The organism is Achromobacter sp. GW823-FHT04E03, assembly GCF_058796095.1.
On sequence record NZ_JBXAIJ010000004.1, the window covers coordinates 362,065 to 376,627 of the forward strand.

The following is a 14,563-nucleotide window of genomic DNA, read 5'->3' on the forward strand; positions in this document are numbered from 1 at the left end:
CGGCGGACGGTGAAAATCAGAGGGTAAGGGTCTTCAGGGCCTGGAACAGCGCGCGGTAGTGCTTCTTCTGCGGCTCCTGGCCTTGCAGCAGGGCGGCGTTGGCCAGCTTTTCCTTGCGGGCGGCGCGGATCAGCGCGCGCAGCTGTTGCACGTCGGCCTGCGGATTGTTATTGAGCAGCCGGGTCAGGGCCTCGTCGTCGTCCAGCAGGCGGTCGCGCAAGGTCTCCAGCCGGTGCATGGCGGCGGTTTCCTCGCGCGAGCCGTTTTCCCAGACGTCGAGCTGGGCGCGGATCTCGTCGGCGGGCGCGTCGCGCATCAGCTTGCCCACGAAGTGAACCTGGCGCCGCTTGCCCTCGCGCCCGGTGGTGCGCTGCGCGGTGCGGATCGCTTCATAGAGGCGCTCCGCCAGCGGCAATTGCTTGAGGCGTTCGGGGGACAGTTCGATCAGCTGCTTGCCCAGGTCCAGCAAGGCGTGCATTTCGCGCTTGACCTGCGACTTGCTGGGACGGTCGTAGCCGTTCTCGTCGTAACCGTCGTCGACGGATTCTTCTTCAATATGGGAATTCATGGAAAACTGCGCAATGACAGACTTGGCTATGATAACCGTCTCTGCAAATTGGACAGCAATGGTTAAAACCTCCTCATCCTTGCCGCTGGCGGCGAATCACGCGCGTTTTTCTGAACTCGTCGAACAAACCCTCGCCTATGCGCGCCAGATCGGCGCCTCCGACGCAGCGGCGGAAGTCTCGGAAAGCCTGGGCCTGTCGGTCTCCGTACGCAAGAACGACATCGAAACCGTCGAACAGACCCGCGACCGTTCGCTGGACCTGACGGTCTACGCCGGCCAGAGCCGCGGTTCGGCCTCCACCTCCGACTTTTCCGAAGCGGCGCTGCGCCAGACGGTCGAAGCCGCCTGGCACATTGCGCGCCACACCGCCGCCGATCCGGCCGCCGGCCTGCCCGACGCCGATCAGCTGGCCACCGAATTCCCCGACCTGGACCTGCACCGCGCCTGGGGCGTGTCCACCGAAGAGGCCGCCGAGCTGGCGCTGCGCGCCGAGCGCGCCGCCCGCGAGGTCGATCCGCGCATCACCAATACCGATGGCGCCACCGTGGGCACCTACGAAGGCCAGTTCGTGATGGGCAACACGCGCGGCTTCCTGGGCGGCTATCCGTACTCGCGCCACAGCCTGTCGGTCGCGCCCATCGCCGGACGCGGCAATGGCATGCAGCGCGACTACTGGTACAGCTCCGAACGCGATCCTGCCAAGCTGGCCTCGCCGGAGGCCATCGGCCGCTACGCCGCCGAGCGCACGTTGTCGCGCCTGTCGGCCCGCCGCATCCGCACCGGCAAGTTCCCCGTCCTGTTCGAAGCGCCCCTGGCGCTGGGGCTGGTGGGCGCCTTGACCCAGGCCGCCAATGGCGGCGCGCTGTACCGCAAGGCCAGCTTCCTGCTGGACGCGCTGGGCAAGCCCGTCTTCCCCGAGCACATCAACCTGACCGAAGACCCGCACATCCGCGGCGCCATGGGCAGCTCGCCCTTCGACGACGAAGGCGTGCGCACGCGTCGCCGCAGCGTGGTGTCGGCCGGGGTGCTGGAAGGCTATTTCCTGTCGTCCTACACCGCCCGCAAACTGGGCATGACGACCACCGGCAACGCCGGCGGTTCGCATAACCTGGTGTTCAGTTCCACCCAGACCCGCCGCGGCGACGACTTCGAAGCCATGCTCAAGAAGATGGGCACGGGCTTTCTCGTCACCGAACTGATCGGCCAGGGCGTGAACTACGTCACCGGCGACTACTCGCGCGGCGCGTTCGGCTACTGGGTGGAAAACGGCCAGATCCAGCACGCGGTGCAGGAAATCACCATCGCCGGCAATCTCGCCGACATGTTCAAGCAGATCGTGGCGGTCGGCGCCGACACGATATCGCGCGGCACCAAGACCACTGGCTCGATCCTGATCGAGCAGATGGCGATCGCCGGAATCTGACGCCGCTAGAGCGGCGGCCACATCATGGCCGCCGCGGACTTGCACGGCCCCCGGTCCTTGCACTGCTTTGCAGCCCCTGCGCGCTGCCCATTCGCGGACCCGCGTCACCCTCTATTTGCAAACCTTTACCCGCTGTCCTGTTAATGTCGGCCCATATCGGCGTGTAATATCCAGCGGGTATTGCGTGATGTCCCAGGTGTTGCGGTAAAGGAGCAAAGAGATGCAACGACGTTCGTTCTTGAAGCACGCCGGTCTCGGCGCTGTCGCCACCGGAGCCGCCGTCAGCGCGCCCGCGTTCGCGCAGGACATGCCCTCATTGAGCTGGCGCCTGTCTTCCGGCTTCCCCAGCGCCCTGGATCTGCGCATCGGCGCCGGCGAAAGCTTCTGCAAGTTCGTCTCCGAAGCCACGGGCGGAAAGTTCAACATCCGCCATTTCCCCGAGGGCGAGATCGTGCCCGCCGCGGACCTGATGGAAGCGGTCTCCACCAAGAAGGTGGAATGCGGCCATGCCTCGTCCCGCGCCTACTACGCCAAGAACCCCGTCTTCTGCTTCGACGCTGGCGTGCCCTTCGGCCTGAACGCCAGGCAGATGAACGCCTGGATGAGCGAAGGCGGCGGCCTGAGGCTGACCCGCGAACTCTTCAAGCCTGAAAAAATCATCAACTTTCCGCTGGGCAACACCGGCGCCCAGATGGGCGGCTGGTACACCAAGGAAATCAAGCGCGCCGGCGACCTGAAAGACCTGAAAATGCGCGTCGGCGGCCTGGCCGGCGACGTGCTGGCCAAGCTGGGCGTGGCGCCGCAGCAGGCCGATCCCGCCAAGCTGGCCGAAGCCTTCGAGAAAGACGGCCTGCAGGCGGTGGCGGGCGCGGGTCCCTACGATGACGACAAGCTCGGTCTTAATAAGGTTGCTAAGTATTACTACGCACCCGGCTGGTGGGCGCCTGGCGAGCAGCTGTCGCTGTATATCAACGACGAGGCCTGGAACGCGCTGCCCAAGAACTACCAGGCCGTGGTGGATGCCGCCGCACAGGCCGCGCATGCCGCCGCCATCGCCCGCTACGATGCCCGCAACGCGGCCGCTCTGGCCCAATTGACGGCAAACGGCACGCAAATCCGTACATTCCCGCGGTCCATCATGGACCTGGCGTTCGAGGCCACGCAGCAACTCTACAAGGACTTGGGCGCCAAAGACCCCAGATTCAAGGCGATGCATGATAGTTACATGGGTTTTCGCGACAGCGAAATGCCATGGTTCCGCCTGACCGAAAGCGCCTACGACCAATACCTGGGCGTAGCGTTATCGGCCAGAACGTAGGACACTTACGCCTGCCGAATAACATTCGGCCAGCGTTAGGGTTTTTGCTAGTAACCACACGTTTTTTACAAAAAAATGGGCGGTTTGTAGGCTTTTGTTGAATGGCGTTCGAGTAGCCGCCTGATACAAAGGAGTAATATCCCGGGTCTTGACGCGCAAACATGGCGCCTTTAGGCGGCATCCGACGTCAATCCGGCAGGATTACATCAGCCCGGATTACCAATATTCCGAGACAGACTTTAAGGTGGTAACAACCATGCAATCCAAGACCAAGAAGCTGCTGGCCGCGCTGATCGCTGCCGGTATCGTCCCGGCTGCCCATGCAGCCGACATCAAGATCGGCGTGGCCGAAGCCCTGTCGGGCGGCGCCGCCCAGTACGGCGTGTCGATCCGCAACGGTTTCCAGCTGGCCGCTGATGAAATCAACGCCGCCGGCGGCATCAACGGCAACAAGATCGTGCTCGTGGTCGAGGACGAACAAGGCAAGAAAGAAGAAGCGATCAACGTCTTCAAGAAGCTGATCTTCAAGGACAACGTCCTGATGGTCTTCGGCCCGACGCTGTCCAACTCGGCCCAGGCCGCCGACCCGATCGCCCAGGCCGCCAAGACGGTCGCCTTCGGCACCTCCAATACCGCTGACGGCATCACCTCCATCGGCAACTACGTGTTCCGCAACTCGGTCACCGAAGCCGACGTGCTGCCGGCCACCATCGCCACCGTCAAGGCCAAGACCGGCCTGAAGAACGTGGCGGTGCTCTACGGCAACGACGACGTTTTCACCAAGAGCGGCTACGACAACTTCAAGAAGGCCTTGGAAGATCAGAAGATCCCGGTCACGACGACCGAAACGTTCGCCAAGGGCGACGTGGACTTCAAGGCCCAGCTGACCAAGATCAAGGGCACCAACCCCGACGCCATCGTGCTGTCCGCACTGCTGGCCGAAGGCGCCCCGATCATGGTGCAGGCCCGCCAACTGGGCCTGAACGTTCCCGTCATCGGCGGCAACGGCATGAACTCGGTCAAGATTTTCGACCTGGCCCCTGGCGGCGCGTCGAACAATCTGTGGATCGGCAGCCCCTGGTCGATCGAGAACAAGGCTCCCGAGAACGTCAAGTTCATCGACGCCTACAAGGCCAAGTTCAATGGCGCGCCGGACCAGTTCGCGGCCCAGTCGTATGACGCCATGTACATCGCCGCCCAGGCGCTGAAGAACGTCAAGATCTCGGGCGACCTGCCCAAGGATCGCGCAGCCCTGCGCGACGCGCTGCCCGCGGTCACCTGGACCGGCGCCACTGGCCCGTTCAAGTTCCGTCAGGCCAACGACCGCGCCGGCAAGCCCGCCGGCTACGATGCCGACCAGGCTCCCATCGTCAGCGTGACGAAGGACGGCAAGTACGTCATCGAAAAGTAAGCGCTGCGCATCCCCGCGCGGGGGGATGCGCCTTGCGGGCGGCGCGGCCGCTCGCAAGGCGCTTTTTATCGCAGGGCCGTCACCCTAAAAGAAATGCCTCCCCGCCGGGAGGCTCAAGGCCATGCAGTGGCCGCTGCATGGGGCCCTCACAGCTTTGGAAAGTCCCATCATGTTCGAACAACAATTCGTCAATGCCTTGTCGCTGGGCTGTGTGTATGCACTGTTCGCGCTGGGCTTCACGCTGATCTTCGGCGTGCTCGGGGTGATCAACCTGGCGCATGGCGCCGTCTTCATGGTTGGCGCCTACGCGGCACTGTTCGTCGTGCAGCAATTCAGCCTGCCCCTTTGGGCGGGACTGATGGCAGCGTTCTTCGTCGCCGGCTTCACCGGAGTCATCATCGACTACCTGGTGCTCAAGCCGCTGCGCAAGCGCAACGCGCCCCACCTGATCCCCATGATCGCCACCATCGGCGTGGGCATCATCCTGAACAACACCGCCCAGGGCATCTTCGGCGCAAGCAACCTGCGTTTCCCGCACGGCACCGTGCCCGAGGAAGTGATCGAGGTCGCCGGCCTGCACCTGACCGTCATTGAACTGGGCATCATCTTCCTGTCCTTCGCGCTGATGGCCGTGCTGATGTACGTCATGCGCCGCACGCAATTCGGCCGCGCCCTGCGCGCCATCGCCGAATCGCCCAAGGCCGCGTGGCTGCTGGGCATCAACGTCGAAAAACTGTTCGTCACCACCTCGTTCGCCGCGGCTGCCCTGGGCGGCGTGGCCGGCGTGCTGATCGGCCTGTACTCCAACGCGCTGTTCCCCCTGATGGGCCAGCCGATGCTGCACAAGGGCATCGCGGTCATCATCCTGGGCGGCATGGGCGACATCCGCGGCGCCATGCTGGGCGGCCTGTTCCTGGGCTTTGCCGAGGTGCTGTCGGTGGCCTACATCGGCTCCACCATGCGCGATGCGGTGGCTTTCGGCCTGCTGTTCCTGATCCTGCTGGTGCGCCCGCAAGGTCTGTTCGGCAAAGTGGTTCAACGCAAGGCTTAAAGAATGAGCGGATTCGAAAACTTCTGGGCCATTTACGGCAACCTGGTGCTCACGCTGGGCACCAACGCCTTGCTGGCCCTCTCCATCTGGCTGACCCTGGCTTGCGGCATGCTGGCCATGGCCAACGCAGCCTTCATGGGCATCGGGGCGTACACCGCCGCGCTGCTCACCATGAACTACGACGCGCCGTTCTCGGTCGCGCTGGCCGGCGGCATGGCCGCGCCCGCGCTGGTGGCGGCGCTGATCGGCTTGCCGACCTTGCGGCTGTCCGGGGTATATCTCGCCATGGCCACGCTGGGCTTTGGCGAAGTGGTTCGCGTGACCATCCTCAACACCGAGTCCATCACCGGCGGCGCGCTGGGCCTTAACGGCATCCCGCAGCTGACACAGTGGTGGCACGTAGTGCTGTCGGTCGTCATCGTGCTGTTCGTGCTGTGGCGCGTGCGGGCCTCCAAGATCGGACGCTCGTTCGACGCCATCCGCGGCGACGAAACCGCGGCCGGCCTGATGGGCATCGACGTGCGCGCCAACAAGATGCTGGCCTTCGTGGCCGGCGCGATGATCGCGGGTCTGGCCGGCGCCCTGAACGCGCACCTGACCTTCTTCATCGGCCCCAACGAATACGGTTTCGACCGTGGCGTGGAAATCCTGACCATGGCGATCCTGGGCGGCATCGGCGGCCTGGCCGGTCCCGTGCTGGGCAGCTTCATCATTACCGTGCTGCCCGAAATGCTGCGCGGTTTTGCCGATCTGCGCCTGGTCGCGAATGGAGTGATTCTGGTGGTGATTGTGTTGTTCCTGCCGCAAGGCATCTGGGATCCGGCGCGCTTCAAGCGCTGGATGCGCCAAGGACGCCAGGGAGGCAAGCGCCATGCTTGAGCTTTCTTCCGTCTCCAAGAGCTTCGGCGGCCTGCATGTGCTGCATGACGTCAGCCTGTCGGTTCCCGAAGGCGCCATCTTCGGCCTGATCGGCCCCAACGGCGCCGGCAAGACCACGGTCTTCAACCTCATCACCGGCCTGTTGCCGCCCAGCGGCGGCACCATCACGTTCAACGGCCAGAGCGTGCTGGACAAGAAGCCGCACCGCATCACGCGCATGGGCATCGCCCGCACCTTCCAGAACATCCGTCTCTTCAAGGAGATGACGCTGCTGGAGAACGTGGTGGTGGGCGCTTATCGCCACATGAACTACGGCTTCCCCAGCCTGCTGCTGGGCCTGCCGGGTTACCGCGAGCACGAAAAGCGCGCCCGCGAGCGCGCGCACGAACTGCTCACCTGGATGCGCCTGGACCACAAGGCCAACGACCTGGCGGATAACCTGTCCTACGGCGAACAGCGCCGCCTGGAGCTGGCGCGCGCGCTGGCCACCGAGCCCAAGCTGCTGCTGCTGGACGAGCCGGTCGCCGGCATGAACACCGGCGAGCGCGCCGAACTCATGCGCGAGATCCTGGCGATCCGCGACCGCGGCTACACCATCCTCATGATCGAGCACGACATGCGCTTCGTCATGGGCTTGTGCGAGCGCATCGCGGTGCTGAACTTCGGCAAGATCATCGCTTGCGGCGGACCCGACGAGATCCGCAACAACGAACAGGTCATCGAAGCCTATCTGGGCCGCGAAGACGACGAAGACACCGAACAAGCGGAGGCCGCCAAATGAGCGCCATGCTGGAAGTCCGCGGACTCGAGGTCAATTACGGCCACATCGAAGCCGTCCGCGGCATCGACCTGGACCTGAACGCCAAGGAAATCACCGCCCTGGTCGGCGCCAACGGCGCCGGCAAGTCGACCACGCTGCTGGCGCTGTCGGGCCTGCTGCCCAAGGCGCGCGGCAAGATCACTTTCGAAGGCGAGGACATCACCAACCTGCCGCCGCACCAGTTGGTGGCGCGCGGTATCGTCCAGGTGCCGGAAGGGCGGGCCATCCTCACCACCATGACCGTGCTCGAAAACCTGGAGCTGGGCGCCTACCGCCGCGGCCTGAAGAACGTCGACTCGGACCTGGAATACGTGTTCAACCTGTTCCCGCGCCTGAAGGAACGGATCACCGGCATCGCCGGCAACCTGTCCGGCGGCGAACAGCAGATGCTGGCCATCGGCCGGGCCCTGATGGCCAAGCCGCGCCTGCTGCTGCTGGACGAACCCTCGATGGGCCTGGCGCCCATCGTGGTGCAGGAAATCTTCCGCTCCCTGCGCGCGATCAACGCCGACGGCCTGACCCTGTTCCTGGTCGAGCAGAACGTGCGCCAGGCGCTGAAGATCGCCCAGCACGGCTACGTGCTGGAGAACGGCGCCATGGCGCTGACCGGCACCGGCCGCGAACTGCTGGGCCATCCGCGCGTGCTGGAAGCCTACCTGGGCGCCTGAACCGGCGCTCCAGGGCGTGCGTCCCTGATTGTTTGGATGTGCCGGCGGCGCCTCAGGGCGCCGTCGGCGTATTTCCAACGCGGATTAAGTTGCCCACTTTTTGAGCAGCTGTGTTAGAATCGCAGGCTTTCCCTCATTTTGGCTAATGCACGGGCGGGTAATAACGCTTAGGCAAGACGCTGATATCGACTGAATATTTGGAAAACCCGATGGGTTCTTTCTTGGATTTCGGTCTAGTTCGGGGAAAAAAACTGGCTGGATGGTCCAGCCAGGAAAATTTTTATTCTTAGGAACCATCATGAAGACCTTTGTGGCCAAGCCGCATGAAGTCCAACGTGACTGGTTTGTGATCGACGCCAAGGGCAAAGTCCTCGGTCGTGTGGCCAGCGAAGTCGCACGTCGTCTGCGTGGCAAGCACAAACCTGAATTCACGCCGCACGTTGATACCGGTGACTACATCGTCATCGTCAACGCTGCCGATATCGTTGTTACGGGCGCCAAGGCGAAGGACAAGAAGTACTTCCGCCACACGACGTACCCGGGCGGTATCCGTGAAACGAACTTCGAGAAGATGCAAGAGCGTTTTCCCGGCCGCGCCATCCAGAAGGCTGTCAAGGGCATGCTGCCCAAGGGTCCTCTGGGCTACGCCATGATCAAGAAACTGAAGGTGTACGCCGGTGCCGAGCACCCGCACACCGCCCAGCAGCCCAAGACGCTGGATATCTAAGGAAACGCCATGATCGGTAACTGGAATTACGGAACCGGCCGTCGCAAAACCTCGGTGGCTCGCGTTTTCATCAAGAAGGGCACGGGTAAGATCGTTGTCAACGGCAAGCCCGTCGACGACTTTTTCGCCCGCGAAACCGGCCGCATGATCGTGCGCCAGCCGCTGGAACTGACCGGCCACCTGGAATCGTTCGACATCAAGGTCAACGTGCACGGCGGCGGTGAAACCGGCCAGGCCGGCGCAGTCCGTCACGGCATCACGCGTGCCCTGATCGACTACGACGCGACCCTGAAGCCCGCACTGTCGCAAGCTGGCTTTGTCACCCGCGATGCCCGCGAAGTCGAACGCAAGAAGGTCGGCTTCCGCAAGGCACGTCGGCGCAAGCAGTTCAGCAAGCGTTAATACGCTGCTGCAAGAAAAGCCCGCTTCGGCGGGCTTTTTTTCGCACTGTTTGTTCCAGCGCCGGATGCGGTCCGGCCGTTGTACGTCCCGCGCGGAACTCCGCGCATTCCCTCCGGTCGGAAAGAAGGACTGCGGTGCCATTTCGGGCTCTTAGCCGCAACACCCGCTTTCCCGAGCGATACAATCGATCCTCGTTCTACGAAGAGCACACATCATGGCCCAAGCATCGAACACCCGCATCAAGGTTGGTATCGTCGGCGGCACCGGTTACACCGGCGTCGAGCTGCTGCGCTTGCTGTCGCAGCATCCCAATGTGGAATTGACCGCCATCACGTCCCGCAAGGAAGACGGGCTGCCGGTGGCTGACATGTATCCGAACCTGCGCGGCCGCGTGAATATCGCTTTCTCCGCGCCGGAAAAGGCCACGCTGACGGATTGCGACGTCGTGTTCTTCGCGACGCCCCACGGCGTTGCCATGGCCCAGGCCCAGGAACTCATCAATGCCGGCACCAAGGTCATCGACCTGGCCGCGGACTTCCGCCTGCAGGACATCCCCACGTTCGAACGCTGGTACAAGATTCCCCATACCTGCCCGGATATCCTGGCCGAGTCCCAGTATGGCCTGGTGGAGCTGAACCGCGAGGCCATCTCCAAGGCCCGCGTCATCGGCAACCCCGGCTGCTATCCCACCACCGTGCTGCTGGGCCTGGCCCCGCTGCTCGAAGGCGGCAAGAAGCTGATCGATGCGCAAACCCTGATCGCCGACTGCAAGTCGGGCGTCTCGGGCGCTGGCCGCAAGGCGGAAGTGGGCTCGCTCTTCTCCGAAGCCTCCGACAACTTCAAGGCCTACGGCGTGGCTGGCCACCGCCATCACCCGGAAATCGTCGCGCAGCTGGAAAAGATCGCTGGCGGCAAGGTCGGCCTGACCTTCGTGCCGCATCTGGTGCCGATGATCCGTGGCATGTTCTCCACCATCTACGCGCGCATCCTGCCCGAGGCCCGCGATACCGACTTCCAGGCCCTGTTTGAACAGCGCTACGCTGACGAACCCTTCGTTGACGTGATGCCCGCCGGCAGCCTGCCGGAAACCCGTTCGGTGCGCGCTTCCAACAATCTGCGCATCGCGCTCAGCCGTCCCGGCAATGGCGACCAACTGATCGTCCTGGTGATCCAGGACAACCTGGTCAAGGGCGCCGCTGGCCAGGCCGTGCAGAACATGAACCTGATGTTCGGCATCCCTGAATCGACCGGCCTGGACCAGGTCGCGATCCTGCCTTGATGTACGCAGGCTTGCGGCCGTAAGGCCGCAAGCCGCCGCTCTTTATGCCCGCCGATTCCTCTACCACGCCCCAGCCTCGCTCCGCCGGCGGATTGGCGCGCGTATTCGTGGGCCTGCTGATCGGCGTGCTGCTGGGCGGTTCCGCCAGTTTTTTCTACGCTCGCAAGCTCTACCGGCCGCAGGATGCCGTGGTGATCAGCGCCCGGCAGGCCGAGGTCCAGGAAGAGGCCATGCGTCAGCAGTCGACCCAGCTGCGTTACACGCAGGGCCAACTGGACACCGCCGACGGCGAACTGGTCATCGAACGCGCCGCGCGCCAGGAACTGGAAACGCAGCTGCGCACGGTCCAGGCCGAGGTCGGCCGGGTCCGCGATCAACTGGCGTTCTATGAGCAGCTGTTGCCGCCGGGCCCCGAGGGTTCGGTGGACATCCGCGGCGTCGAGATCGACCGCAGCGGCGGCGGCCTGCGCTACAAGGTCCTGCTGATGCGCAGCGGCCGCAATGGCGGGTCTCCGTTTTCGGGCGCTTTGCGTTTCCAGGCCACCGGCATCCTGAAGGGCGAGACCGTGAAGGTGGATCTGGCGCCCATGCAGGTCAAGGCCGAATCCGGCTCCGTCGCCATTCCTGGAGACAGCACGCCGACCTCGCCGCTGGCACTGCAGTTCGACCAGTATCAGCGCAGCCAGGGCATCCTGGCGCTGCCCGACGGATTTGTCCCCGAAAGCGTGACCGTCAGCGTCCTGGAGGGCGACACGGTCCGGGCGTCAAGAAGCGTCAAGCTCGAACTTTGAGTCTGCGCAAGCCCTGCGCTATAGTGACACTATGCGAGCGCCGTTGCCGCTCACCGAAATATGGCCGAACCGGCCAGGAGTGAACCATGAATGCAGTGACCGAAACCGTCGACCTGCAGGCCGCCCCGCCTGCTCCCCTGGTGTTTACCGACTCGGCCGCGGCCAAAGTGAAGGATCTGTTGGCCGAAGAAGGCAATCCTGAGCTGAAGCTGCGCGTTTTCGTGCAGGGCGGAGGCTGTTCGGGTTTCCAGTACGGCTTCACCTTCGACGAAGTCGTGAACGATGACGACACCGTGCTGGACAAGGCTGGCGTGCAACTGTTGGTGGATCCGATGAGCTTCCAGTACCTGGTCGGCGCAGAGATCGACTACAAGGAAGACCTGGAAGGCGCGCAGTTCGTCATCCGCAATCCCAACGCCAGCACCACCTGCGGCTGCGGTTCCTCGTTCTCGGTGTAATCACCCAGGCAGGAAAAGCAAAAGCCCTTCGGCGCGCCGAAGGGCTTTTTGCATGGGCGTGCGGTTTTCAGGCGGGATAGAGCGCGCCCAGGATACGCGGGCCACGCGCGCCGGTGACGGCGGGCAGGCCCGCCGGCCTGCGCTGCACGAAGGCCTGCGCCAGCCAGGCGAACGCCAGGGCCTCGACTTCCTGCGCCGGCACGCCCAGCGCATCGGTGGCGTGCACGGGCCGCTGCAGGCAGTAGGCCAGCTCACGCATCAGGCCCGGATTGCGCGCGCCGCCGCCACAGACGAAGACTTCCTGCGTGCCCGCCGCGGCCGCATCGACGGCATTGGCGACCGTGCGCGCGGTCAGGCGTTGCAGCGTGGCCTGCACGTCTTGCGGCGCAGGCTTGGGGCCGTCGAACGCGGCCAGGCGGTCGTCCAGCCATTGCATGTTGAACAGGTCGCGCCCGGTGGACTTGGGCGGGGGCAGGGCGAACCAGGGTTCGCTGGCCAGCATTTGTTCCAGCAGCGGCGCCAGCACCTGGCCGGTCGCGGCCCAGCGGCCATCCGCGTCATAAGGCCGGCCCAGGTGACGCTGGCACCAGCCATCCAGCAGGACGTTGGCGGGTCCCGTGTCGAAGCCGCGGGGCGCATGCCCCGGCTCCAGCAGCGTCACGTTGGCGATGCCGCCCAGGTTGAGGACGGCGCGGCCTTGCGGCGCGCCGAAGATGGCAGCGTGGAAGGGCGGCACCAGCGGCGCACCCTGGCCGCCCGCGGCCACGTCGCGGCTGCGGAAATCCGCCACCACGTCGATGCCGGCCAGTTCCGCCAGCACGGCGGGGGCATTGAGTTGCACGGTGTAGCCCAGGTCGGGCCGGTGCCGGACCGTCTGGCCGTGGGCGCCGATGGCGGTCACGTCGCCGGCCGCGACGCCGGCCTGCTGCAACAGGGCCGCCACGGCCTGGGCATACAGGCGGGCGAGGGCGTTGGCGGCCAGCGCGGCGCGGGCCAGCTCGTCGTCGCCGGATTGATTCAGGGCCAGCAGTTCGCGCCGCAGGTCCGCAGGCATGGGCAGGCTGGCGCTGGCGAGCACGGCTGGCGCCGCGCCGTCGCCCAGGCGCACCAGCACGCCGTCCACGCCGTCCACGCTGGTGCCTGACATCAGTCCGATATAGAGCTGAGCGTTAGTTGTGGAAGGATTCACGAGAGCCTCGAAAAAGAAAAAGCGGCCGCGCAACTGAGAGTGCGGGGCCGCCTTTGACGGGGACGTTAGGCCGGCTTTAGCGGCTGGCCACGTTGGTCAGCGCGTCGGGCAGGGTCTGCTGGAACTCGGTCAGCAGCTGGATCTGCGCCTTGTACGGAGCCACGGCCTGGTTGAAGGCGCGGACTTCGGCGGGTTCCAGGCTGCGGGCGACCGGCAGGTCCACCGACAGGGGATCGATCGGCTGGTTGTCCACGCGGAATTCATAGTGCAGGTGCGGGCCGGTGGCCCAGCCGGTGGCGCCGACATAGCCCAGCAACTGGCCTTGCGAGATCTTCGAACCCTTGGTGATGCCTTCGGCGATGCGGCTCTGGTGGGCGTACAGCGTCGAATACTTGCCGTGGTGCTTGACGATGACGACGTTGCCGTAGCCGTTCTGCCAGCCGGAGAATTCCACCGTGCCGTCAGCGGTGGAGTGGATCGGCGTGCCGGAAGGCGCCGCGTAGTCCACGCCCTTGTGTCCCGTCCAGGTCTTGTGGATGGGGTGCATGCGCATGCCAAAGGTGGAGCTGATGCGGCTGAATTTCAGGGCGGTACGCAGGAACGCGCCGCGCAGGCTTGTGCCGTCGAAGTCGTAGTACGAACCGCTCTTTTCGTCGGGGCTGAACCAGACGGCGTTGTAGGTCTTGTCGCCGTTGATGAATTCCAGCGCCAGCACTCGGCCGGCGCCGGCGTAGCGGCCGTCGTGCGAACGCACTTCGTAGACCACGCGGAATTTGTCGCCCTGGCGCAGGTCGCGCAAGAAGTCGATCTTGGCGCTGAGGATGTCGGCCATCTGCATGGTGACCGAGTCCGGGATGCCGGCGGCGTCGGTGGCGCCGAACAGCGACGAACGGATCGTGCCCACGGCGACGCGGGTCTGGCGTTCGGTGCTTTCGGTGATTTCCTCGGCCTTGTAGCTGTCGCCTGCCGGCGCGACGTGCAGCATGCGCGTCACGACCTGGCCGTCCGTCTCGTTGCCGGGGGTGTGGATGTAACGCAGCCAGATCAGGTTGCCGGCTTCGTCCGTCGCGGCCTGCACCGAGCGGCCCGGGTACAGCTTGTAGATGCTGCGGGCGCTGGCTTCGTGCGTCAGGAAGGTCTGCAGGCTGGGCGCGTCGAGTTCCAGGCGTTGCAGCACCGCGGCCAGCGTGTCGCCGGCGCGGATCCGGGTTTCGCTGATATAGGGAGCGGCACTGGGAGTGCTGACTTCGACTTGCTCGGCGCTTAGCGGCAGGACGCTGCTGATGATGCGCGAAGGGGGGAGTTCAGTGCGGTCGGGTTGCTGCACCATGCCGAGGGCGGCGGCGCCAGCGAACAGACCAATTGCGGTGACGAGGAGAGTGCGGCGGAAAAGTCCCGAGCGCTGGGGCTTGGGCTCGCCGGGCGCAAACACGGCAGCAACTTTGCGTTTGATGCTACTCGCCATTTCGTGGAGGCCACGATTCATCGTGAAGATACCCTCTCAGGTGGCTAGAGCTCGCAGGGTGCGTGACACGAACGGCCCTCGCGCGCACATTTCGGGGCAAGGGCTGGCGCGGGG

Annotated in this window: 15 protein-coding genes; 12 read left to right on the forward strand and 3 right to left on the reverse strand. The window is 64.7% G+C overall.

The window, feature by feature from the left end:
* Positions 1–16: 16 nt before the first annotated feature.
* Complete coding sequence (yjgA, locus tag AC1RHV_RS26785; RefSeq protein ID WP_054458370.1) at positions 17–568, reverse strand: ribosome biogenesis factor YjgA; 552 nt, start codon at positions 566–568, stop codon at positions 17–19.
* Between the two features lie 58 nt (positions 569–626).
* Here yjgA and pmbA point away from each other — a divergent pair, with 58 nt between their 5' ends.
* The 12 genes from pmbA (at position 627) to erpA (ending at position 11,795) form a co-directional block, all read left to right on the forward strand.
* Positions 627–1,991, forward strand: coding sequence for a metalloprotease PmbA (pmbA, locus tag AC1RHV_RS26790; RefSeq protein WP_054458372.1), 1,365 nt, complete (start codon positions 627–629; stop codon positions 1,989–1,991).
* A 220-nt stretch (positions 1,992–2,211) separates the two neighbouring features.
* A complete protein-coding gene (locus AC1RHV_RS26795) occupies positions 2,212–3,309 on the forward strand; it encodes a TRAP transporter substrate-binding protein (protein WP_175181750.1) in 1,098 nt (365 codons plus the stop codon).
* Positions 3,310–3,565: 256 nt separating this feature from the next.
* Positions 3,566–4,720 carry an ABC transporter substrate-binding protein gene (locus AC1RHV_RS26800; RefSeq protein ID WP_054458376.1) on the forward strand — a complete coding sequence of 385 codons (1,155 nt, stop codon included), beginning with the start codon at positions 3,566–3,568 and terminating at the stop codon, positions 4,718–4,720.
* Between the two features lie 169 nt (positions 4,721–4,889).
* The gene (locus AC1RHV_RS26805) at positions 4,890–5,771 is read left to right on the forward strand and encodes a branched-chain amino acid ABC transporter permease (RefSeq protein ID WP_054458379.1); all 882 of its coding nucleotides are present in this window, start codon (positions 4,890–4,892) and stop codon (positions 5,769–5,771) included.
* 3 nt (positions 5,772–5,774) lie between these two features.
* Entirely contained in the window at positions 5,775–6,650 is an 876-nt protein-coding gene (locus tag AC1RHV_RS26810; protein ID WP_054458380.1) for a branched-chain amino acid ABC transporter permease, read from the forward strand.
* Positions 6,643–7,431 carry an ABC transporter ATP-binding protein gene (locus AC1RHV_RS26815; protein WP_054458382.1) on the forward strand — a complete coding sequence of 263 codons (789 nt, stop codon included), beginning with the start codon at positions 6,643–6,645 and terminating at the stop codon, positions 7,429–7,431. Before AC1RHV_RS26810 ends, AC1RHV_RS26815 begins: the two co-directional genes overlap by 8 nt.
* Positions 7,428–8,138 carry an ABC transporter ATP-binding protein gene (locus AC1RHV_RS26820; RefSeq protein WP_054458384.1) on the forward strand — a complete coding sequence of 237 codons (711 nt, stop codon included), beginning with the start codon at positions 7,428–7,430 and terminating at the stop codon, positions 8,136–8,138. Before AC1RHV_RS26815 ends, AC1RHV_RS26820 begins: the two co-directional genes overlap by 4 nt.
* A gap of 298 nt (positions 8,139–8,436) precedes the next feature.
* Positions 8,437–8,865, forward strand: coding sequence for a 50S ribosomal protein L13 (rplM, locus tag AC1RHV_RS26825; protein ID WP_013391412.1), 429 nt, complete (start codon positions 8,437–8,439; stop codon positions 8,863–8,865).
* 9 nt (positions 8,866–8,874) lie between these two features.
* Entirely contained in the window at positions 8,875–9,267 is a 393-nt protein-coding gene (gene rpsI, locus AC1RHV_RS26830; RefSeq protein ID WP_006217310.1) for a 30S ribosomal protein S9, read from the forward strand.
* Between the two features lie 214 nt (positions 9,268–9,481).
* On the forward strand, positions 9,482–10,546 hold the full coding sequence (gene argC, locus AC1RHV_RS26835) for an N-acetyl-gamma-glutamyl-phosphate reductase (RefSeq protein WP_054458385.1): 1,065 nt from the start codon (positions 9,482–9,484) through the stop codon (positions 10,544–10,546).
* A gap of 44 nt (positions 10,547–10,590) precedes the next feature.
* Complete coding sequence (locus AC1RHV_RS26840) at positions 10,591–11,337, forward strand: DUF6776 family protein (protein WP_054458387.1); 747 nt, start codon at positions 10,591–10,593, stop codon at positions 11,335–11,337.
* 86 nt (positions 11,338–11,423) lie between these two features.
* Complete coding sequence (gene erpA / locus AC1RHV_RS26845) at positions 11,424–11,795, forward strand: iron-sulfur cluster insertion protein ErpA (protein WP_013391415.1); 372 nt, start codon at positions 11,424–11,426, stop codon at positions 11,793–11,795.
* A gap of 67 nt (positions 11,796–11,862) precedes the next feature.
* Here the strand turns inward: erpA and AC1RHV_RS26850 are convergent, their stop codons facing one another.
* Positions 11,863–12,984 carry an anhydro-N-acetylmuramic acid kinase gene (locus AC1RHV_RS26850; protein ID WP_306650853.1) on the reverse strand — a complete coding sequence of 374 codons (1,122 nt, stop codon included), beginning with the start codon at positions 12,982–12,984 and terminating at the stop codon, positions 11,863–11,865.
* Between the two features lie 76 nt (positions 12,985–13,060).
* Complete coding sequence (locus tag AC1RHV_RS26855) at positions 13,061–14,470, reverse strand: M23 family metallopeptidase (protein ID WP_054458392.1); 1,410 nt, start codon at positions 14,468–14,470, stop codon at positions 13,061–13,063.
* Between the last annotated feature and the right edge of the window lie 93 nt (positions 14,471–14,563).